Annotated in this window: 13 protein-coding genes; 8 read left to right on the plus strand and 5 right to left on the minus strand. The window is 45.6% G+C overall.

What is annotated here, in order from left to right; translation table 11 throughout:
- Window positions 1–259 precede the first annotated feature (259 nt).
- The 5 genes from C825_RS07320 (at window position 260) to C825_RS07340 (ending at window position 13,831) form a co-directional block, all read left to right on the plus strand.
- A complete protein-coding gene (locus C825_RS07320; protein ID WP_010801995.1) occupies window positions 260–6,943 on the plus strand; it encodes an MBG domain-containing protein in 6,684 nt (2,227 codons plus the stop codon).
- Window positions 6,944–6,962: 19 nt separating this feature from the next.
- The gene (locus C825_RS07325) at window positions 6,963–10,673 is read left to right on the plus strand and encodes an MBG domain-containing protein (protein WP_010801996.1); all 3,711 of its coding nucleotides are present in this window, start codon (window positions 6,963–6,965) and stop codon (window positions 10,671–10,673) included.
- A gap of 109 nt (window positions 10,674–10,782) precedes the next feature.
- The gene (locus C825_RS07330; RefSeq protein WP_010801997.1) at window positions 10,783–11,754 is read left to right on the plus strand and encodes a T9SS type A sorting domain-containing protein; all 972 of its coding nucleotides are present in this window, start codon (window positions 10,783–10,785) and stop codon (window positions 11,752–11,754) included.
- Between the two features lie 93 nt (window positions 11,755–11,847).
- Entirely contained in the window at window positions 11,848–12,972 is a 1,125-nt protein-coding gene (locus C825_RS07335; RefSeq protein ID WP_007654855.1) for an aldose epimerase family protein, read from the plus strand.
- Between the two features lie 499 nt (window positions 12,973–13,471).
- Window positions 13,472–13,831, plus strand: a complete 360-nt coding sequence (locus tag C825_RS07340; protein WP_010801998.1) for a hypothetical protein — start codon at window positions 13,472–13,474, stop codon at window positions 13,829–13,831.
- Between the two features lie 6 nt (window positions 13,832–13,837).
- Here C825_RS07340 and porE read toward each other — a convergent pair whose 3' ends face one another.
- Together porE and C825_RS07350 are read right to left on the minus strand one after the other, a co-directional pair.
- Window positions 13,838–15,829: a PorE family type IX secretion system protein gene (porE, locus tag C825_RS07345; RefSeq protein WP_007654853.1), complete on the minus strand. Its 1,992-nt coding sequence runs from the start codon at window positions 15,827–15,829 to the stop codon at window positions 13,838–13,840.
- A 70-nt stretch (window positions 15,830–15,899) separates the two neighbouring features.
- Window positions 15,900–17,117: an S-adenosylmethionine:tRNA ribosyltransferase-isomerase gene (locus C825_RS07350; RefSeq protein ID WP_010801999.1), complete on the minus strand. Its 1,218-nt coding sequence runs from the start codon at window positions 17,115–17,117 to the stop codon at window positions 15,900–15,902.
- A 118-nt stretch (window positions 17,118–17,235) separates the two neighbouring features.
- Between C825_RS07350 and C825_RS07355 the strand changes: the two genes are divergently transcribed.
- The 3 genes from C825_RS07355 (at window position 17,236) to C825_RS07365 (ending at window position 21,173) form a co-directional block, all read left to right on the plus strand.
- Window positions 17,236–18,309: a DUF2027 domain-containing protein gene (locus tag C825_RS07355; protein ID WP_010802000.1), complete on the plus strand. Its 1,074-nt coding sequence runs from the start codon at window positions 17,236–17,238 to the stop codon at window positions 18,307–18,309.
- Window positions 18,310–18,512: 203 nt separating this feature from the next.
- Window positions 18,513–18,989, plus strand: a complete 477-nt coding sequence (locus tag C825_RS07360) for a CYTH domain-containing protein (protein ID WP_010802001.1) — start codon at window positions 18,513–18,515, stop codon at window positions 18,987–18,989.
- 24 nt (window positions 18,990–19,013) lie between these two features.
- Window positions 19,014–21,173, plus strand: coding sequence for a S46 family peptidase (locus C825_RS07365; RefSeq protein ID WP_010802002.1), 2,160 nt, complete (start codon window positions 19,014–19,016; stop codon window positions 21,171–21,173).
- A gap of 123 nt (window positions 21,174–21,296) precedes the next feature.
- Here the strand turns inward: C825_RS07365 and C825_RS07370 are convergent, their stop codons facing one another.
- The 3 genes from C825_RS07370 to hemW form a co-directional block, all read right to left on the minus strand.
- Window positions 21,297–21,467, minus strand: a complete 171-nt coding sequence (locus tag C825_RS07370) for a DUF8506 family protein (protein ID WP_007654848.1) — start codon at window positions 21,465–21,467, stop codon at window positions 21,297–21,299.
- Window positions 21,460–22,059, minus strand: a complete 600-nt coding sequence (locus C825_RS07375; RefSeq protein WP_007654847.1) for an ATPase — start codon at window positions 22,057–22,059, stop codon at window positions 21,460–21,462. Before C825_RS07375 ends, C825_RS07370 begins: the two co-directional genes overlap by 8 nt.
- Window positions 22,060–22,174: 115 nt before the next feature.
- Window positions 22,175–23,302, minus strand: coding sequence for a radical SAM family heme chaperone HemW (gene hemW / locus C825_RS07380; protein ID WP_010802003.1), 1,128 nt, complete (start codon window positions 23,300–23,302; stop codon window positions 22,175–22,177).
- Window positions 23,303–23,310: the final 8 nt, after the last annotated feature.

Here is a 23,310-nt window from a genome sequence, read left to right on the forward strand (position 1 = left end):
TAGATAACCGCGCGGCGGCAGTAGAGGCGTTGCTTGCAATGCCTCTACCTGGCACCAACTAATCCGTGAGGACGAAAAAGCGGGTATTAATACTAAAGTAATGAAATATAAATTCTTCCGCCCTAGCTCTGTGAAGAATGAAAGCGGATATAAACCTTGGCGGAGTTTCTTTTGTCAGGGTTTATATTATGTTATATAACTTGATTATAAGCACTTACTATCTATTGATTGAAGTATAAACTAATAAAAATAATAGCGTATGAAAAAAGTATACTTGATCGATGTGAGTAGGCGACTACTTATATTCGTGCTACTATTGGGAGGGTATATTACACAAGCGGCTGCAGCAGACATTTATGTCCCCGTAAAAGATGTCCTGTCATATTATGAAGGAACCAGTGACGCTAATGCGGAGCAGTTAAAATCCCATATCCAAAGTTTATTGCAGGGAGTTGTCGATCAGAGTGATCAGGCAGCGATTATATCCGATGTTACTATCAGAGGTAACGGTGGGGATCAGACCGGTGATTTGGTGGCAGGAAGTTATAACTACACTTTTAAAGTGACTTCCACCAGTTCCATTACGTTAAATTTTGAACGGACGATCGGTACAGGGAATATAAATCCTGCAACTCTGTTCGGCGAACTGGATCATGATCAGGTAGTTGTATCAAATGCTATCGAGATCAAAGCCCGCCAGGCAGTCGGTGATTTGAAATTCCCGGCTAACTGGGGTAATTATGTGTATGGAACATCTGTTAGTGATTTACATTCTAAAATACAGGTGCTCGATATGCCCGGAGTTTCATTTAATGATGCTTCGGTTTTTCTGGTTAAAGACGGCGTTTCCGCTCAATATACCGGAAATAATATGTTGGAAGCCGGAAAGTATGATGTGGTTATTACATTTCCTCCGACAGATCAGTTTGCTTATGAACCCGGTTTGACCAATTGTACCAAGCAGGCGACAGGTTCTTATATTTCAACCAAGCAACTGATTGTAAAGGAAAAGCCGATCGATAATACGGTATTCCCTGTGTTTGCGGAAAAGGTTGGAGGCTTAGGCGAACTGGATCCGGCATCCAATCTTAATTTGAACCGGATAAAGAATCTGATCAGGAATAATATAACTTCATCCGATGATTTTATTTCCGAGATAAAAATATATTCAGGTAATGGTTTCACCAGTGAAATAACTACGGGGCGGTTAGTTCCGGGTAATGTATATAGTTATCGCGTGGTGCTTCTACCGAATTATGGTGCAGGCAGCAATGTCTCTGCCGGCGTAGGTGGAGCAAGCGTTTCTTTAAATACTACTGAATGGAGCTATGATATTGTAAGCGCGATTGCGATTGGGAAAAACACGTTACAGGTGAAGTTACCCGATTTTGTTTCAAGCCCGATCCGTATTGGCGACTATGCTGATAACACTGCTACGGCTACGATGCTGAAACGTCTGATTCAGGATATTAATCCGGAGATGGTGGACCAGAACCTGGTTCCTCTGGTTGAGGTAACTGGTGGTACGGTATCTTCCGGTATGGCAGATAACACCTATTTGGGTTATAAAGTGACAGTCCAGGGTGATCTTGTTCAGACAAATTTGAATTTTGTAACAAATGGGAATGTCTCATCTGCTAATCTGGTTGTAAATGGAAATGTTTGTACGTTTAGTAACTCTCTGTTATTCGTAACAACATTGCCAACCACCCATTCATTGATTTATCCGGGTAACTATCAGATCGACTACGAAAAAGATATGCTGCCGAATGCGGTCATCCGCCGTATCAAGAGCGATCTGTTGGTTCGTAATGCCGGCGTTTTAGGAAATGAAACGTTCGTTGTTCGCCTGATCAATAATGACCTGAGCAATAAAAATGCGATAGCGGAAACAGACGATTCGTTCGGTTATAAGATCATCATCACGAAGAGCGCAACCTTGCAGGAAATAGAAACTCCGACTAATCAGCGGATCAATATCGTTGATAAAGGTACGACAATCGAGATCACTTATTCTAAAAGCATTGCTATCGTTCCCCGTCCGGCGATCAATTTTACATTCGGTGAATATACCGTTCAGTATGTGAAGGATATGACCCGGGAACAGGTTGCGGATAAGGTTCGCGAATATATCTATATGGCAAATCCGTACAATATTGAGTACATAGAAAATGTACAGATCACGAACTCCCGTATCAGGGAAAATATGGGTACGGCTATTTACCGGGTAACATTAAGTGGAGACCTGGATGCCCTGTTCTCTGAAGTAACAGTGAACGGACAGCCGCATAGCCCGACAACGTTTGAAGGTACAGTAAATATCACGCCGCGTCCGATCGCAAAAGTGAAACTTTACAAATATGAGTTCAAGAAAGAAGGCGCTTCCAATGAAATGATCGAAAAAGCGATCATGGCTGACCTGCTTTTGAAGAACCCGGATATGAAGGGGGCTTATATTTCTAGCGTAACATTGGTGCCGGCAATCGGTAGAGATCTTTACTCTTATACGGTAGTATTCAATCCGAATGATAATATTCAGAAGATTGAAGTAACGAATGAAGATGGAGGTCTTATCATCCCGATAGAATTGTTCGGTTATACAACAGCTACTTATCTCCGTTCCGTACGGTTGACCGATAACGGCCAGTCGCTGGCTGAATATCCGCTTCCGATCAATGTGCAACTGCCATTGTGGGAACGTCCGTTCGGACAGACGGCCGATGAGTATGCACTGGCTCTGCTGAGTGACTTCAGACTGACTCCAGGTGCTGACCGTGTAACGGTTCCCGACCTGAATAACTGGGGCGTGAAGACCTATCTGATCAACAACGAAACTTCTACAGGCGATGTTCCGGTGCGTATTGCCGGCGAAAGCTATCCGCAGGTTTCCGACTTGTATGGTTACGAAGTGGTGACAAGTTCAAATACTCAGTTCTCGGAATACTATACATTAAATTATACAGCACCAAGCAGTATCCATCTGACTAAAGACGGTAATGATGTAATTGCGAAACTGGCTCTCCGCATCGTGAAAGCGAAACGTACGCTCACTTTGCCGGAAGTAAATGTGACTTATAGGGATATCAATACAAAAGTCGTTTTACTTGACTCTGTAAAGAAGGCTGTATTGGAAGACCCGGCAAACGAAGAGTTCTTTGAACTGGTAACAAAGACGGGTGTTAAGCCTCTGAAGAGTTTCACCGTTACTATTAATAATATAGAAGAAGGAACAACCGCTGTTAAGACATATACTTATTCGGTTGCATTCGTTCAGAAGGTAACTGATAATATCGAAATAAGAGAAACCGGTGCGAAGACATTGGTCGTAAATGCAGCTCCGGTTGTATTCACTTTCCCGACGGATATCTCTTATCGTTACGGAAAACGCAAGGTTGCTATCGAAGCAGACATCCTCAGTCAGTTCCTGGCTGCCAACGAAGGTTTGTTGAGTAGTTATGCTTGTTTTGAAAATCCGGCCGACCTCTTCAAGGTAATGCTGACAACAGCTGATTGTCAGGCTGAGGCAACGGAAACGATGCCGAAGAACGGTGATTACGGTTATAGGGTGGATGTGCTCGACCCGGCATTGTTGTCAAACTTCCTGCTTGACAATCAATTCGGAAGCAACTTCCATAACGTACAGAATTCTGTGCAGATCGGTCAACGTAAACTGACTATTACTTTGCCTACTTATCTGGCTGCAACAGCTGAAGAAGAAACTGCAGCGAAAGCTGTGTTCACCTTCGGTAAGGCGACAAAAGCCCAGATCGTTCAGCAGATCTATGATGATATCGTGGCTCTGAACGGAAGTAAGATCAAGAGTGACTATACATTGGTTGTCGACCTGGTGACTGCCAAAGCTCAACTGGATAAACAGAATCCGGTAATCGGCGAATATGACTATACGGTAGATCTGACATCTGCCGACTATACCTTCGTTTATGCAATTGAAGGTGTGGAAGTTACAACAGAACCTGATACCGAGGTTATTACTGCCGTTAAGGCTGTGAAAGTCGTTGCTCCGGGTATTGTGGTGACATTCAACGAGAAAGAGCTTAAGGGTATCTGGACGATTATGAGCGGTGCTCCTGTTTACGATCTGACTAACCTGACGCTGGCGACTGATGATTACGGTTTTAGCCTGGTTTCCCTGGTGGAAGATCCGGAAATCCCGACCGCTGCAATGACGAAAGCTCGTTGGGATAAGCTGTTCAGTACGAATAAACTGCACTGGGCATTGTACCGCAACGATAAACTTCAGTTCCACGGCAATACGTTGAACAGTGTATTGGTTGACTCAATTAAAAATAATGTAACTCAGGGAACATTCAAACTCCGTATCATAGACGCTTCTACTTTGAAGGCTGCTATCGGTAACTTTGAAATCCAGCTGGATACCGATCTGGCTAACCTCAAAGTGACTCCGGCAACTGTAGAAGTGAAAGCTGCAAAGGATACGTATACAAAAGTATATGGTACAGAGGTAACAAAAGACTCCGACCTGAATGCAAAACTTGTATTTGCAACAGAACCGAAGCTGACTGCTGCAAAATTGCTGGCAGACAAGAATGTAATTGACTTGTTCGAAACGCTTCTGCCGAGTGAGGTTAGTGTCTACGCAGCTGATGCTCCGGTAGGAGACTATCTGATCCGTGCAGTCGATGCAATGGTGAAAGAGATGCTTACTCCGGTAACAGGTGTTAAGTTTACCGCCAGCGAAACGCAGGCAAAAGTAACTGTGACTCCGGCTCCGTTGACAGCAGCAGATTTGACTATCACTCTTTCTGTAACCCGTGAATATGGGGAAGATGCAACAGATGCCGACGTTTATGCCGCTGTGACAGGTGAATTATCTGACGCATTTCAGGCAGAGGTCAGCAAATTGCTGAATGCAGAAAATGTGAACCGTACAAGCTGGCTGGATTTGTCGGGTGTCAATAAGAAAACAGACGTTGGTACGTATGAATTACGTCTGACTTCTTCGGCTGCCGCACAGATTGCAGCATTGCTTCCGAACTTCGATATCACAGGTGCTACTATTGTTAATGCAGGTCTGACGGTTACGAAGGCTCCGCTGACAGTACGTGCGAAGAGTTATAGCCGTCCGTATGGCGGTGGTAACCCGGATCTTGAAATCGAATATATCGGTTTGAAGAATAATGAATATGAAAATCTGGCAGACGTATTCTCGGTAATGCCGAAGATCGCTACGGATGCAAAATCTGATTCACGTGGTTCTTATGATATCTATTTCACAACAGAAGGTGTTGCACGCAACTATACGGTAACGCATGAAAACGGAACATTGTCTATCGACAAGATCCGCCGTACGATCATCTGGCCGGAAGATCAGCGTAATCTGGTTATACCGGTTGGTGAAACTGTTGAGTTGTCCGCTTACCTGAAATCGGAAGCTGACGGCAAGCCGTCTATCAATGATATCCGTTATGAACTGTCGGGCAACGACCGCGAACGTGTTATCCTGTCTGAAGTTGCCAGAGGCAAGTATGCTGTAACAGGTCATGTACGTACGGAAGGCGACGATTATGTAACCATCACGGTATATGCAGACGGTGACGATACATACGAAGATGCAACTCCTGTAACAGGTACGATCAAAGTGATCGCTCCGGAAGGTGACGCAGCTAAAGTAAACGTGATCGTTTCCAACGTAACAAGTATTTACGATGGCAATCCGAGAACTGTCAGCGTGAAGGTGACCGACGTAGAAACAGGTGAAGAAGTGAAAGACTTCAGTATCTATTATGAAGGCGACCAGCTGGGGTCGGTACCGACAACTTATCCGTCATCACAGGATGCTCCGACAGATGCCGGCGTATATACTGTAACGGTGAAGGCTACACTTGGTTCTGTCACTTATGCTTACACAGCTAAGAATAAGATGGTGATTGCTCCGAAAGCTGTTACCGTAACTGCCCGCAGTTTCGACATTAAGTACGGCAATGAATTGCCTTCTTATGCGAATGCTTACGATTACAATAAGAATGACTTCCTGAATGGCGAAGACTTCAAGGTGGGACAGGCTCCGGTTGTACGTATTGAAGCATACAACGGCAAGGCCGGTTCTTATAAACTGACTCCGTATTCGGCACAGGACTTCGGTCGTAATTATGTGGTTACTTATGTTTCCGGATTCCTGAAAGTCAGCAAAGCTGCTTTGACGATCCTGGCAGATAATAAGGAATCGGTTTACGGCAAGGAGCTGGAAGAACTGACTTATACAGCTACAGGTTTCGTGAAAGGTGAGACGTTGAAAGATATTGGTTTCGCTCCGCGTATCAGCTCGACTGTTACAAGAACATCAGATGCAGGAGTTTATCCGATCACATTCTCTGATAACTATACTTCAGACAACTACGAAGTTTCTTACGTGGACGGTAAATATTCTGTTATCGCCGCTTCGCAGAAGATTACTTGGAATCCGGAAAGCGTGATCGACGTAGAAGGTGGAGATGTTATTCTGACCGCTTCTGCTTCAAGTAAACTTCCTGTAACATTCAATTCGTCTAACGATGCAGTAGCCTATGTGAACCAGATTGGAGATGCATGGATTCTGACTCCGGTTACTTCCGGAACCGTAACGGTTACAGCTATGCAGCATGGTAACAAGAACTATAACGCAGCTGAACCTGTAGTGGTAACATTCCTTGTAGACGACGAATATCTGTCTGTCGATAACGAAAAGATCACAGTAACAGACTACATCGAAGTATATCCGAGACTGTTTACCCATTCTGTAACAGTGGCCGCTCCTTCTGAAATCAAGCAAGTTGAATTGCTGTTGATGAACGGTACGTTACAGAAAGTAATTCGCAAACCGGGATCTGTTATTGATCTGTCATCGTTTGGATCAGGTATCTATCTGCTCAATGTAACATTGGAAGACGGAACCTTCAAATCAGTGAAGATCATTAAGAAGTAACCTGTAAAACTAATTTAGTATGAAGAAATATATTAAATCAATATTAACATCGAGGAAGCAGCTTATGCTGCTTCCCCTGATGCTTGTTTCAGGCGGTATCATGCAGGCGCAAACGGCTGTTCCCGATACCATATATGTAAGTTTCAATGCCGCAGATCCGGTAACGATGACATATGGACAGGACATGAATACGGTTGTTTTCGATGCCGGCTTGACAGGTAGTAGTTTTAGTTATCTGTATGTGAAAGCAGAGGACGGTACGGCCAGCGGTTTGAATGGAACCGTATCTTTCAAGGACGGTGCTACCGTAGCCAGTGTATTGAAATTTTCTGCGACGCCGACAGTCGGGGGCGGACAGGCTCTTGGGTTTGTAGCCGATAATCTTTCGGATTATTTTAGCTATACGGCAAATGGTGAGAATGTAGTTTTCTTTACCAGTAATCGGAGTGATGCTACTATAACTCGAACATTGACAGTGAATAAGGCTACATTGAGCATTGCAGCCAAAGACACCAGCCGTTTCTACGGAGACGAAAACCCGGCGACTCCCTGGTCTGCCAAAGACTTTGTGTTCAGCGGGTTCGTAAATGATGAAACGGAGGCTATTTTTACTAATTCACAAGTGAATGTATTGCCGAATGTATCTTTCCCGACTGCAACTAAAACGGCAGCAGCAAATACCTTGCATGTCATTCAGTTGGAAGGTGGACAAGCTCAGAATTATGAGTTGAATCTACAGATATCTACCGGTGGAGCTTCTCTCGGAGGTGTTCTGACGATAAAACAATCTCCGCTGACACTGGCTGTTCCCGACAGCGCACGTTTGTATGACGATGCGAATGTGAAGAACATCTTCGGAAAAGAACTCCTAATCACAGAAGGTACTTTGAAGAACGACCAGACGCTGGAGGCATTATTCGGTACAACCAAACTGCAGGTAGTTCATACGGCTACTTCGGCTGCATTAGGTCAATCAAAAAGTGATGTTGGAACATATAGTTATGAGTTAAATGCTGCAGCAACAACTACAGTGTCGACTACTCTTTCTAACTACGATATCCAGGCAATCGCTGCAGGAAAGTACGAAGTTAAGCAGGATACCATTACAATCACCGTATTCCCGGCTGATGCTGAAGTTATTATCAATGATAAACCGGTCAAGGTAATGCAAAAGATTTACGGTGAACCTAATCCTGACGGTTATTTCTATCTGGCTAAACGTCTGGAAACTGGTAGTGCTCCTTCTTATGCTTTCTCGAAAACAGCTGAGGCAGTAAATTATATTTCTGCGACAGCTGAAGGCGACAAAGGCTTCAAAGTCGCTCCGCTTGCCGGATACTTCGATTATGAAGGCAAGAAAGCGACTGAAAAGACCGAGGTAAACCTGAAGCGTGAGAAACCGAATCAGAAAGAAGACAGCCTGTATGCTGCCAAAGTGGATAACATCGACAAAGTATCTTCATTGAACTACGCATTCAAAACCGTTGACGGTTCGTTCCTTATCAACCAGCGTCCGCTGGCTATATGGAAAGTAATTGTTGACCGTGTATATGGTGAAGCCGATAAGGATACGACCTGGACGTTCGAACCGAATGACGCTGACAAAAAGCGTGGCTTAGCCATCTTCGATGCGAAATATCAGACAACAACAACTCCTGACGATATCATCGACTTCATGCCGAAAGTTGTCGTTAAGCCGGTTGCTGCCGATAATACGTTGCATGCAGGTTCTTACAACGACACACTGCATATCAAGGTGGTTACTGAAGATAAGTCCATCCAGCCTCCGTTCCAGGCAAAGGACCGTAACTATAAGTTGATTATGAACACGCTGGTTCCCGGAACAATGACCAACGACAGTGTCCGCTTGGAAGTGGCGAAAGCTCCGTTGATCATCCGTCTGGATACAATCAAGAGAGCATACGGTTCAGCCGATCCTGAATTTAATAAGGCGGAAGTTCAGAAAGAGTTTATCTCTTACGAAGGCTTCAAGCTCGACGAATCGGCTAACAGCCTGGATTCGACTGCTACCGTAGCTGTCGGAAACCGAATCAAGAATCTGGTTCTAAATAACCGTCCGGCGGGTATCTTACCGGTAGGCACCTATGAACTGACCGGTATCACCGATATCAACAAGGAAAATCCGAACTACGAAATTACAATTGTAGGAAAGGCGCGCTATCAGGTGTATCCGGATAACAGTTATGTCATGGTTTGGACTCCGATACAGAATGAATTGATCGTGGGTGACCTGGTTCGTCTGAATGCCGTTGTAAAACAAGGATCGACCGTGATTGCCGAAGGTTCACAGATTATTTACGAATCATCCGATCCGGCTCTGATCCAGGTAGAGAAGGTGGAAAGCATCTGGTATCTGCGTGCAAAAGCGCTGACAGAAAACGACGGTGTTACCATTACCGCCCGCTACAATGCTGAATCCGGACAGGAAGAAGCGTTGAAGTCGGAAGTATTTAAAGTAGTACGCCTGAAAAACGAAGCAGATTATAATGTTGTATTGGGTAATATGGTCTTTGATTACGATGGTAAAGGTAAAGCTGCCGATGTAAAACTGACCGATCTGAAGGGTATTACCGAATACACTCCGATTGTCACTTATAACGGTGATTACGATCTGCCGGTCGATGCGGGAATCTATAACATCTCCATCTTTGTGAAACATAACGGTTCCGAACTGCTTGTCCGCAAGGAAAAGATGCAGATCAATCCGCGTGAAGTATATGTGAAACCGAAGGATGCACTGATTGCTTATGGCGAGGCTTTGCCGTCTACATTCGAATATACTTATTCCGGCTTTATCGGTAGCGATGACTTCAAGGCGGCTTCTGCTCCTTCTGTAAAAGTTTCCGGCGACATAACCGGTGCCGGTAGTTATACATTGTATGTAGAAGGTGGCGATCCGGGTGCGAACTATACAATCGTAGGAGGTACGGGAACACTTTCTGTATCGAAGGCTTTATTGAAGATCAGTGCCGGAACCGTCAACATCGTTTACGGTGATGAAATACCGGAATTCAAACCTGTATATGAAGGCTTCGTCGGTAACGATAATCCGGATGCCCTGAACTTCCTTTACACGGTGAAAACGAATGTGAAACCGGTCAATGCCGGCACTTACGATCTGGTTATCGACTGTCTGAGTTCAGATGAAGACAACTACGCCGTGACACTGGTTCCTGGCAAGTTGAATATAGCGAAAGCAGCAGCAGGATTACAGTACTCAGTCGAATCGACAACGATTACAGTTGGTGATTCCGTTCTGCTGTATGCGAACTGCGAATCTCCGGCAAAGATATCTTTCGCCGCCGAACGTATCGATGTTGCCGGCCTACGTAACCATGTAGAAGGCGTACACGTTATCGGTAAATCCGAAGGTGTAACCAAGGTATATATCACTATACCGGAATCTACAAACCACTTGTCACATCGTGATTCTGTGACTTTCAATGTGAAGATGGGCGCAGTAGGCAATGAGTCGATCACTTTACAAGGTGTCGGTTTGTATCCTACAATCGTAGAATACAATGCGACAGTCGTTTCCGAAATGCCGGTAGAAGCAATCTATGTGATTGACGCATCCGGTAAACTTCAGAAATTGTTCAGGAATCCTGAGCAGGTTATCGACCTGAGTCAGTTGCGTAGCGGTTACTATCTGGTACGGATCGTCCTGACGAATGGTGAAGCGAAGACTGTGAAGATTGTTAAGAAGTAATATTTCCTGTCTCCCTTTCGGGAAGTGGATAAAAAATCGGAGCCCCTCGGATATTATTCCGGGGGGCTTTTGTATATTTGTCATGTAAACTACTATAAAATAATGTATTATGAGTAAATTTCTACTAAGGATTTTGTGCTGTGTCCTGATTATTAATGGAGCGGCTTTTTTTAGTTATGTGAGTGCCCAGTCTGTTCCCAATGGCGATTTCTCTGCTGAATGGGAGACCGGCTATAATGGAGTCGGCAAGCAACCGGCTTTCTGGAAGGCATCGAATGTCAGTCAGATGGGTGTAAAGAAAGAGTTGGTAACCCGCAATTCGGATGGCTCCGTGCAGTTGACTAACCAGTTTGTCGGTTTGTTTGGAATCGGGTCGAATGCACCGGCTTATATCTCTCTGGGAACTCCCTGGGTATATGCCAATATTTCGGATATATCCAAGAGTGACGGAGGAACAACCGGAGGAATAGAATTTACCCATCGTCCGGATTCTATTGTCGGTGTATTCAAACGTAAAGTCGTTGCGGAAGAAACTGCCTGGATGGTCCTTTATCTCTGGAAAGGAACAGTCGTTTCCCAAAGTCCGGATGGCAAAGAGTTGATCGATAATGAGAAAGACGTGCTGGCGGAGAATGGTTCTGTTACCCTGATCGGTAAAGCTGAATTTGAAATAAAAGACGAGTTATCCGACTGGACGCGTATCTCGGTACCTGTCGACTACCTGTCGGAAGAAGCCCCGGAGAAGATGAATATAACCATATCCAGTGCCGATTACCGTAATCGCAGCCTGATAAAGGAGAATAATACCTTATCGGTGCAAAGTGTGGAACTGATCTATAAAGACCCGGTTTCAACAGAAAAAGTACAATTGCCATCCGATTTGATTTCCGTCGTTGATAATATCCTGTATCTGAATGGTAATTACAAAAACCTGACAGTCTATGCAATGAGTGGAAAACAGGTCTACTATTCTGCCCGTCCGGGAGAAACCGTTTCCCTGTCCTCCCTTCCTGCTGGAATTTATTCCTTGAGAGTCGAAGGAGAACAAGGTGTACAGATGATGAAGTTCCGGGTTCGTTAAAAGATATTATTATTCGGAGGATGAAGGAGATTCTGACTAGAATGGCGTATATTTGCCCTATATCCAACAAACACTTTAATTTATCAATTTGAAATGAAAAGACTATGTATGGCTGTTATGGCAATGTGTTTATTGCTGTCATGCGGCGAAAAAAGAGAAGAGGCTACACTCTCCGGGTTAATGAAGTCTGATTTTGTATCGGAAGTGGAAGGTAAGCCGACCGCCTTGTATGTGTTGAAGAATAAGAATGGGGCAGAGGCTTGTATTACAAACTACGGTGGACGCCTGGTTTCTGTAATGGTTCCGGATAAGAATGGAAAAATGACCGATGTCGTGCTGGGTTATGATAATATCGGGCAGTATGTGCAGTCGGACGGAAACTATGGTGCTTTGATCGGACGTTACGGAAACCGTATCAATCAGGGTAAGTTTACTTTGGATGATATTGAATATACGCTTCCTCAAAATAACGGTGCGCATTGCCTGCATGGTGGTCCGCAGGGTTATCACGCTCGCATGTGGGATGCTAAGCAGCTGAACGACCAGGCGCTGGAGTTAACTTATCTTTCAAAAGACGGTGAAGCCGGCTTCCCCGGAAATCTGGATATCAAGGTTACTTATACGTTGACGGATGACAATGCTGTCGGTATCAAATATGAAGCAACAACCGACAAGAAGACGGTTGTGAACCTGACAAACCATAGTTACTTCAATCTCTCTGGTGTTCCCGGTTCCGATGTGTTGGACCAGTTGGTTATGATTAATGCAGACAACTACACTCCGGTTGACAGCACTTTGATTCCCGTAGGTATCAGTCCTGTTGATGGTACTCCGCTGGATTTGCGTACTCCGGTAGCTATCGGCAAACAGATTAACGACCCGTTCCAGCAATTGCAGTTTGGGCGTGGGTATGACCTGAACTGGGTGCTGAATACAAACGGCGATAAGAATGTTCTGGCAGCCAAGGCGTATTCTCCGACCAGCGGTATCGCTCTGGAAGTATATACCAATGAACCGGGTATCCAGTTCTATACCGGAAACTTCATGGATGGAAAAGATACCGGAAAACATGGTGTCTTATATCCGCATCGTGGTGCTTTGTGTCTTGAAACACAGCATTATCCGGATTCACCCAACCATCCGGATTTCCCGAGTGTAGTGCTTAATCCGGGAGAAAAGTACCTCAGTGAATGTATCTATAAGTTTACGGTGGAGTAAGTAGTTCCAGTTTGTAGTAAGGAATGCAGACGAAGCGCAGAATAACGCAGATACTATTTTAATTAATAAGTCTGCGTTATTCTGCGCTTTCTGCGTCGTCTGCGTCCGGTAATATCCTTTTGGTATATCTTTTTTTCTTGTTAATAATTCTTTGCAAAGAATATATATTCTTGCTTTTAGCTATCTTTGCTTCGTTCAATGGGGAAGCCGTCCTTTGAGTTTCGGTTGCTCTCCTTGGGAACGATATGTAAGCGTTTAAGATATTATCTTTGGAACTGAAAATCGCCAAGTTTCTAGTCGGACAAAGATGATAGACAACTGAACGCTCACGCTTGTTATATATACTCCTGTATGTAGAATAGAGCGTGGGCTGTTGTCTTATTATTTGTTCGATGGGTGTTTGGCGATACCTCAGTTCCGAATAATGGATTAACAGTTTCCACGCTTCTTTATGATATAAAAATGCCAAACGAGGGAAACGGGGCGGCTTGATTGACGTATGAACCCAAAAGAAAGAGAACGGATTGCTGTTTGCCGTGTTTTACTGGATATCGCCGAAGGAACGGATGGCTATGCCTCCGTATCTGATTGTCCCCATTATCAAAAGTTGCAGAATAAAATCCTTTTGACGGAGCAGGATTTTGAGAAGGCACGGGATACTTCGGTCCTGGAAAGCCTGGTAGTCCTGAAAGGGGCGCATTACAACATCAAGATGATGCTGGCACTGACCGTATGTGACCTGTATTCAGAGTATATGGTTATTCCGCTTAACTACCGCTTGGTTTTCGAAACATTGATGAGCGCGATTGACTGGCCCATCTCTTTTTCCGAAGTGCTGGCGAAGAGTAAAACGGAATAACGACTTTTAGAACAGGTTATAGTTTGTTCTGAGTACTTTAAATTCTGTGCGGCGGTTTATCTGGTCTGCTATTTCCTGTTGTTCGGGAGTCAGCGTCAGGATAAACTCTTCCGTCAATACATCTCCTTCATTCAGGAAATCGTAGTTCTTTGCCATCTTCTTATTGATAACTTTCGGTACGCTTTCGCCATAGCCTTTGGCCTCCAGGCGTTCTTTTTCGATACCTCCTGCTATCAGGTAATCCACTACTGATTGGGCACGGCGTTGTGCCAGGCGTTCGTTATACTGGTCGCTTCCTTTACGGTCAGTATGCGCTCCCAATTCGATTGTTACGTTCGGGTTGTCGTTCAGCATCTTAATCATTTCATCCAGGGCCTTCTGTGATTCGGGGCGCAGGGTCGCTTTGTCGAAGTCATAGAAGATGTTTTCGATAACTACCGGTTTGCTTATCGGGGAGAGGTAGAAGTCTACGATATACGTCTCGTTCTTTTCTTCCGGTCCGGTTTTCAGTTCGAAATTTTGGTTGAGGTAACCGCGGGCGCTTGCCATCATTACGTAACGGATATCACGTTCCAGTTCTACGCGGTAGGTACCGTCTTTTTTTGCCAGTACTTTTTCGTTCAGCCCGTCTTTTCCGACGATGCGGACTGTTGCGTCTTCAATCGGATTCTCGTCCACATCAGACACGATACCTTCGATAAAGATGGTTATGACAGGAAGCTCGAATGAGTACAGGTGGTCGTAGCCGCGGGCGTCATTGCGGTTGGAGCTGAAAAAGCCTTTCTCCTTATCTCCTTCGAAGGTGATGCCGAAATCGTCACCCATCGAGTTGATGGGTGCTTTCAGGTTCTCGACATGCCATTTGCCGGTGCTGTCCTGGGTTGCTTTGAACAGGTCCAGTCCGCCCATGCCCGGATGGCCGTTCGAGGCGAAATAGAGTGTGACGGAGTCGCGTACGTACGGAAACATTTCGTCGCCGGGTGTATTGATGTCCGGCCCTAGGTTTTCCATGGGGCCGAAATCATTACCTACGAGCCGGGAGCGGAAAATATCTTTTCCTCCGAAACCGCCGACAGCGTCCGATACATAATACAGGTATTTTCCGTCGGGCGAGACTGCCGGGTGTCCCAGGGCGGTAACCGAGTCTTTCACGATGCTGGCACGCGTCCCTTTTCCCCATTTGGCGCTGCTGCGGGTGGATACATATATTTCTGACGTCCGCGGTCCTTCCGGGTCCTGTGCGCAATAGGTGTAATACATGGTGTTGCCGTCTTTCGAGAAAGAAGGGGTTCCTTCATCAAATTCGGTATTTACTTCATCTTCCAGTTCGACGGGGGCGAGCCAGTTGCCCTGTTCATCCTGTTTGACCAGGAAGAAATCGTTGTTTCGCTGGCCGGTGATGGCACTGATCGTTTCGTCTTTGTCTTTGTTGGCTCCTTTCGGTGTACGGGAAGAGGTGAAGTAGAGCTGGTCGTATTTCTCACCGTAAAGCATCGGGCAGAATTCGCCGCGGCGGGAGTTGAATTTCTCCATCCGCTTAACGATATAACGGCTCGGGTTTTGTTTCCATTGCGGGGCCAGTTCGCTTCCTTTGATACCGTTGAGGGCCAGTTGGCTTTCCGGGTTTAATAACAGGAAGTCGTTGTAATGGCGTATGGCGTCCATATATTTTCCGCTTTTCTGGTACATCTGTCCCAGACGCAGGCTCACGATACTGTCGGGATAATCATAGCGCAGCGCATTCATATAGGCACTGGTCGCCCTCGGAGTGTTATTGATAAGCCGGTTACATTCAGCCATCCGGTAGGCGATATACCCGCGTAGATCCCGTTTCTGCGGAGACGTTTTCGTATACACTTTCCGGTAAATAGCCGCCGCCTCAAAGTATTCACCAATCCGCTGCTTCTCTTCTGCATCGCTCAGCTTCGCCGATTTGCAGGAAAACAGCAGTAATGCGGTTAAAAACAGTAGTATATAGGGAGTAATCTTCTTATTCATCACCGGATAATCTTTATATTATGTAATAACGAACGGATTGATAGGATATTGCCCGGACCGGGATTCATTATTATAATAGCAGCGAACTATCCCCATAACTCAAAAAGCGGAAATCATGTCCCAGGGCATAATCATAGATGTTCTTCCAATCGCCTTTTACGAATGCTGAGATTAACAGCAGCAAAGTGCTTTTCGGCTGGTGGAAGTTGGTGACGATTCCCTTTACAACTTTGAATTCATATCCCGGGGCAATGATAATCTGCGTGGCTGTAATCAGCGTATTCAGCTGGTGTTTGTCCAGATAATCGAGTATGTTTTGCAAAGCCTCGGTCGGTGTCAGACGGTTATTGGCGTCCTCATACGGCATCCATTGTCTGACAACCAGCTCTTCGGAAGTCGCATCCGGATGGGTGGCAAGCGTGACGCCGATATAATACAGGCTTTCGAGCGTGCGGACGGAAGTTGTGCCGACTGCAATGATCTTGCCGAAATTCTGCATCACCCGTTCGATGGTGCTGCGGCGTACGGAGATATATTCGGTATGCATCTCGTGCCCTTCTATCGTTTCGCTCTTGACCGGTTTGAATGTCCCGGCCCCGACATGCAACGTCAGTTCTTCACGGCCGAAACCTTTGGCATCCAGGTCGGCCAGAACTTCCGGTGTGAAATGAAGTCCGGCTGTTGGTGCGGCAACCGAACCTTTTATTTTGGAGTAAACAGTCTGATAAGTCTTTAGATCACTTTCTTCCGTTTTCCGGTGAAGATACGGAGGTATCGGAAGTTCTCCCGCAGCATCCAGTACTTCGGCAAAGCTGAAACCGCCATCCCAACTGAAACGTACCTGATGCGTCTCTCCGTAACTCTGCACTTTTTCGGCAGATAGTCTGACCGTCTGGCCAGCGACGGTAATTTCCCGGGAAAGAACCGGCTCTTTCCATTTTTTCGCATTCCCTATCAGGCAAATCCAGTTACATGCTTCTGTCTGCTGAAAGATAAGTTCATAATCGTGCGGGGCGGCTGGGTCGAGGCAGAACACTTCGATTTGTGCCCCTGTTGCACGTTGGAATAACAACCGTGCCTGGATTACGCGGGTATTGTTGAATACCATCAGTGAGCCTTCCGGCAGATAATCCGTAATATGCTTGAAGACGCTTTCGCTGACCTTTCCGTCACGGTAAAGTAACAATTTGGACTCGTCCCGCTTGGGTAGGGGAAACTTGGCGATTCGTTCATCAGGCAACGAATAATTATAATCTTCAATACTTATCTGTTGAGTTTTTGTAACCATTGCTATCTCTGTTTATCAGGCACATTCTTGTTGAACCCGGGTGCAAAAGTACAAATTTGTATGATATTATGGTATAATGAAGTATCTTTGTCGATACGAAATATAAACGACAAAAGCTATGAGTAATATAAAGGTAGGTGATAAAGTCCGCTTCCTGAATACAACGGGAGGCGGTATCGTGCGTGGTTTTAAAGGAAAAGACCAGGTACTGGTGGAAGATGAAGACGGATTCGACATTCCGGCGCTGATTCGTGAATGCGTTGTGGTTGGCGGAGAGAATGAGATGCAGGTGCATAGTTCGAACCGTCCGAAAGTACAGCCGCAACCGCAGGTGCAACAGTCGGCTCCTAAACCGCAGCCGAAACAGGAGGAAGTGAAAATTGAAGAAACAGCCGAGGGGGAACGGATGAATATCTACCTGGCTTATCTTCCGCTCGAACCGACAAAGGTCATGCAGCAAAGCGGTTATGAAGCTTATTTCATCAACGACAGTAACTACTATCTGTTCTTCAACTATATGAACCGCCATAACAACAGCTGGGTCAGCCGTTACAATGGCCTGATAGAACCGAATACGAAAATCTTCCTGGAAGAATTCGGCAAGGAAGACCTGAACGACCTCGAACGGATATGCGTGCAGCTGATTGCTTTCAAGAAGGACAAACCTTATTCCCTGAAGAACTCCATCTCCGTAGAGTTGCATCTCGATACGGTCAAGTTCTATAAGCAGCATTGTTTTATGGAAAACGATTTCTTTGAGGAAGACGCAATGGTATATCCCATCGTTCGTAACGACGTGCCGGAAAGGGAATTGCTTGTTTCTGCGGCTGACCTGAAAGAGGCGATGTATCAGAAAGTACAGGAAGACCGCCGTGCTCCCCAGACTATCGTGAAGAAGAAATCGGACAGCGCCGTATTGGAAGTCGATTTGCATATCACGGAACTGCTGGACAATACAAACGGATTGAGCAACGCGGATATGCTGACCTACCAGTTGGATAAATTTCATGAAATACTGGGTAAGTACGCAAATCATAAAGGACAAAAGATTGTCTTTATCCATGGCAAAGGGGATGGCGTTCTGCGTAAAGCGATAGAAAAGGAACTGAAAACAAGATACAAACAATACTATTATCAGGATGCATCTTTCCGTGAATACGGTTTTGGTGCCACTATGGTGACTATCAAATAAGAATTACCTCCTGATAAACAGGCGATAACAACCGGGTAAATCTTATTTACCCTTGCAGGAAATCTGTTGCCGACAGTGTCGAAAGCTTTGCCGACAGCGTCGACAATTTTGCTGACAGTGTCGACAATATTGCCGACGTCGTCGGCAACAACTTCCCTGCTGAGGAAAAAGGTATTAGCTCCGGTTTATAACAGCAACAAGCTATGGCAACCGAAATAGAAAGGAAATTCATTGTAAAGGGAGACTTCTCTAAAGAAGTCTGCGATTCACAGCGTATCGTGCAAGGCTACATTTGTTCGCAGCCCGGTCGTACGGTGCGTATCCGTATAAGAGGTGAGAAAGGTTTTCTTACCATTAAAGGCCCTTCCGATGATAAAGGCCTGAGCCGTTACGAGTTCGAGCAGGAGATTCCTTTGCCGGATGCCGAACAGCTTCTGACCCTCTGCGAACCCGGAGCTATCGACAAAGTGCGCCATCTGGTTCGCGTCGGCAAACATACCTGGGAGGTCGATGTCTTCCACGGAGCCAACGAAGGCCTGGTTATGGCCGAAATAGAACTGGCTTCCGAAGATGAACCGTTTGAGAAACCCGACTGGATAGGGGAAGAGGTCAGTGGAGACCGTAGATATTACAATTCGATGCTGACTAAGGAACCCTATTCCCAATGGACAAAGAAATAATAATAATTTAAACAATAAAACACCATGAAGAAAATCTTATTATCCGTTCTGGCCGCCGCTTTGTCATTGCCCGCTGTTGCGGACGAAGGCATGTGGTTGCTTCCGTTACTCCAGCAGCAGAAGTTTCCGGAAATGCAGGCGCTGGGACTTAAATTGCAGGATTACGATATCTACAGTCCTGATTCCGCATCCCTGAAAGATGCGGTCGTTATCTTCGGCGGAGGCTGTACAGGTGAAATCGTTTCGCCGGACGGCCTGTTGCTGACAAACCATCATTGCGGATACGGCCAGATACAACAACACAGTACGCTGGAGCATGATTATCTGACCGATGGCTTTTGGGCGACAACCCGTGAGCAGGAATTACCGAACCCCGGACTGACCGTCACCTTCATCGACAAGATAGAAGATGTAACCGATTATGTAAAGAAAGAACTGGAGAAAGATACAGACCCGCAAAGCATGAACTTCCTTTCCCCGAAATACCTGAACGGGTTGGCGAAAGCCAAAGTCGGAGAAAAGTTCCTGCAGGATAATCCCGGTACGGAAGTAGAGATTAAGGCTTTCTACGGAGGTAACGTATATTATATGTTCACGAAGAAAATCTATTCCGACATCCGCCTGGTCGGTGCTCCTCCTTCATCTGTCGGTAAGTTCGGTGCGGATACCGACAACTGGATGTGGCCGCGTCATACCGGCGACTTCTCCGTCTTCCGTGTCTATGCCGATGCGAACGGTAATCCGGCGGAATATTCCGAATCGAATGTCCCGCTGCGTCCGAAGCGTTGGTTTAAAATATCCGTCAAAGGTGTTGAAGAAGACGATTATGCCATGATGATGGGATTTCCCGGCCGCACAAACAAGTACTATACCTCCTGGGAGGTGGCCGAACGTCGCGACATAGACAATACAGTTCGTATCAATATCCGTAACCTTCGCCAGGAAGTCATGTTGGACGAGATGCTGAAAGACCCTTCTGTCCGTATCCAGTACGCCAGCAAATATGCCGGTTCGACCAATGCCTATAAGAATGCTATCGGAAGCAACTGGGCAATAAAGAAACGTAACTTCGAGCAGGTAAAAAAAGAAGAACAAGACCGTCTGATTGCCTGGGCGCAAAAGAATAACGAATCAAGCTACCCGGAAGCCTTATTGACCCTCGAACAGATAGTTTCCGACCGGAAAGACCTCCGTTTCCGTAGCTGGATGCTGGATGAGGCTATCCTGCGTGGGATTGAATTTACAAAAGTACCGACAGAGGTGCAGTCCGTCAGTGATGCCCTGAAGGGAAAAGACCGCAACGAGCAACAGAAACAAATCCGTCTGCTGGATATGGCTTACCATCGTTTCGCCGATAAGGATTATGCCCCGGAAGTAGACAAGAAGATTGCAAAGGTCATGCTGAAAGAATACCGCCGCCTGGTTCCCGCAAAGTCCCAGCCTGCTTATTTCTCTTTGATTGACAAGAAATTCAAGGGTGATGTAGACCGTTTTGTCGATTACCTGTTCGATAAATCTATCTACGGAAGCGAAGAGAACTTCGACAAGTTTAAAACGCGTCCTTCCGTGAAAGCTCTGGAGCAGGACCCGATGATCTTGTTTGCCAAATCCGTGCAGGAGGAAAAAGCGAATCTGAATGCCGCCCTGGCCGATTTCGACTCCGGATATGCGTTGGCTCATAAAGAATATGTAAAAGGATTGCTGGCAATGTATCAGGATAAAGCCAATTTCCCCGATGCCAATTTCTCTCTGCGCCTGACTTATGGACAGGTGAAAGGCTATCGTCCGAAGGATGCCGTTTATTATAACTGCCAGACCACTCTGGACGGTGTGATGGAAAAGGAAGATTCTACGAATTGGGAGTTTGTTGTACCGTCCCGCCTAAAAGCGCTTTATGAAGCCAAAGACTTCGGCCGCTATCAGATGCCCGACGGACGAATGCCGGTAGCCTTCAGTGCAACGACCCATACTACCGGAGGTAATTCCGGCAGTCCTGTCCTGAATGCGAACGGCGAACTGATCGGTATCAACTTCGACCGTAACTGGGAAGGTGTAGGCGGCGATATCCAGTACTTACCGGACTATCAGCGCAGTATCATCGTCGATATCCGTTATGTCTTATTCCTGATCGACAAATATGCCGGAGCCGGCTATCTGCTGGAGGAGATGGATTTGGTAGAATAATAGGAAAGAAATCTGAATTCCAGATAGCTGGATGTGAACGTCTGGCTATCCGGGATGGGATTAAAGCCATAAAAAAAGCGAATGATTGATACAATCACTCGCTTTTTTTATATTCTGATATAATTAAAACATGCCTTTTTCAAGTTCAGCTGCTTTTACGCGGAAAATATATCCGTTACGTGAGAATACTAATTCTCCGTCTTCTTTCTTTTTCTGGTTAACTAAGCGTTGAAAAGCTATATTGGCTCCTTTAACTATATTCTCTTCAAATTCTCTTACTTCTTGTTCACTCATGATGTTCAAGTTTAGTGTAAATATCCGAATTATATATCTCTTTTTTTTCATTCTTGAATCCTTTGGCGATTACTTCCATCGGAGACATAGAATTGTCTGTTACCATCCAATAATCACTAATGGGGATATATAGTTCAAAAAGATTGTGAATACCCGCCTCGTATCTGCGACGGATAGTACTTTCCGGTATGTTATGACCACCGGCAGCCACTCTCATTTTTACCCGTTCCACTGCCAAATCCGGCGTATTCAACCAGAAATATAACAATGTCACATAATATCCTTCCCTTTGTGCTTCCCTGATCAGGTTTGCGACTGATCGGGTGGCGAGCGTAGTTTCCATTGCAAAAGTCTCACCGGCTGCGATGAGTTCTTTGATGCGCTTATACATAATACGGCTTGCTTCTACAGCTACGGCGATACTATCTGCATTAAAAGGGGAAAGCCCCTTGGCTATCTCGTCGGAATTCACGAACTCCTTACACTTCAACATTTCTGGAAGTATTGTAAAGGAAGCCGTTGTTTTCCCTGCTCCGTTGCAACCTGATATTATATATAAATATGGCACTATTTGCTGCTTTTGACAGGGCAAATATAGATAATAGTTTTATATGTTGTACAATTTATTTCTCAAAAATCGTGAAAATGTGCAGAATTTGTACGAATAACCCCGCATTTCGTTGTTTCGGAGGGCTGTTTTGTTAAAATTAGACCCATAAAAGGTCGCTCATGATACCATCGGAGATAAAAATCCCTTCCCTGGAAAGGAGTAAAGTTTCGCCCTTTTGAATAAGCAGGCCCTGTTTAAGGTAAGGGGCTGCCTGCTTTTGACAGTAGGCAAGTTTCTCTTTTCCGAACTGTCTTTGAATTTCAACTAAACTGACACCCCACATGGTGCGAAGTCCGGTGATAATGAAGTCGTTGTAGCGGGTGTTTAAATCCAGTTCCTCTAATTCTATGTCGGGTGAACCGCTATCGATTCCCCGGAGATAGGCCGGGAGTGAGGATATATTCCATTGTCGACTTATTCCGTTATAGGAATGGGCGGACGGACCTATCCCCAGGTATTTCCTGCCGGTCCAGTACGAACTGTTATGGCGGGAGAGCATTCCGGGACGTGCAAAGTTGGATATTTCATACTGCTGATATCCGTTTGCCGTCAGCCGTTCTATCAGTGAGGTGAAAAGGGCCACGCTGATCTCTTCTTCTACGGGAGAAATCTTTCCGGCTTCCTTTAGTTTATATAAAGCCGTACCTTCTTCATATATTAAATGGTAAGCGGAGATATGTGGAATGTCGAGCCGGATAGTGGTGTCGAGATTGGCTTCCCATTCTTTTACAGTCTGTCCGGGCAGGCCGTATATCAGGTCGATGCTGATATTCGATAAACCATTCTCCTTGCATAACTCGACTGCTCGCAAGGCCTGTTCCCGGTTGTGGCGACGGTTCAGGAAGCGGAGGTCCTCTTCCTTGAAACTTTGTACTCCCATACTGACACGGTTAAAGGGGAGTGAGCGCAGGGAGGCCACATATTCGGGTGTCATATCGTCCGGATTGGCTTCCAGGGTGATTTCCTGACAATGGCTTACATCGAAAAGCCGGTGGATGGCATTGAATATACGGTCGAAATCCTTCGCCTCCAGTTGGGAGGGTGTCCCGCCACCGAAATAAATGGTTTCGACAGGTTCGCCATCCGTATACTCCTTGCGTAATTCCAACTCACGGATCACGGCGGCAAGGTACGGTTCTTTGTACTTCATCTCCGTATTGGAGAAAAAATCGCAGTACAAACAACGTTTTGCACAAAAGGGAATATGGATATAAAGGCCTGCCATACTATACA

Source organism: Parabacteroides sp. ASF519 (genome assembly GCF_000364265.2).
Taxonomy (GTDB): domain Bacteria; phylum Bacteroidota; class Bacteroidia; order Bacteroidales; family Tannerellaceae; genus Parabacteroides; species Parabacteroides goldsteinii.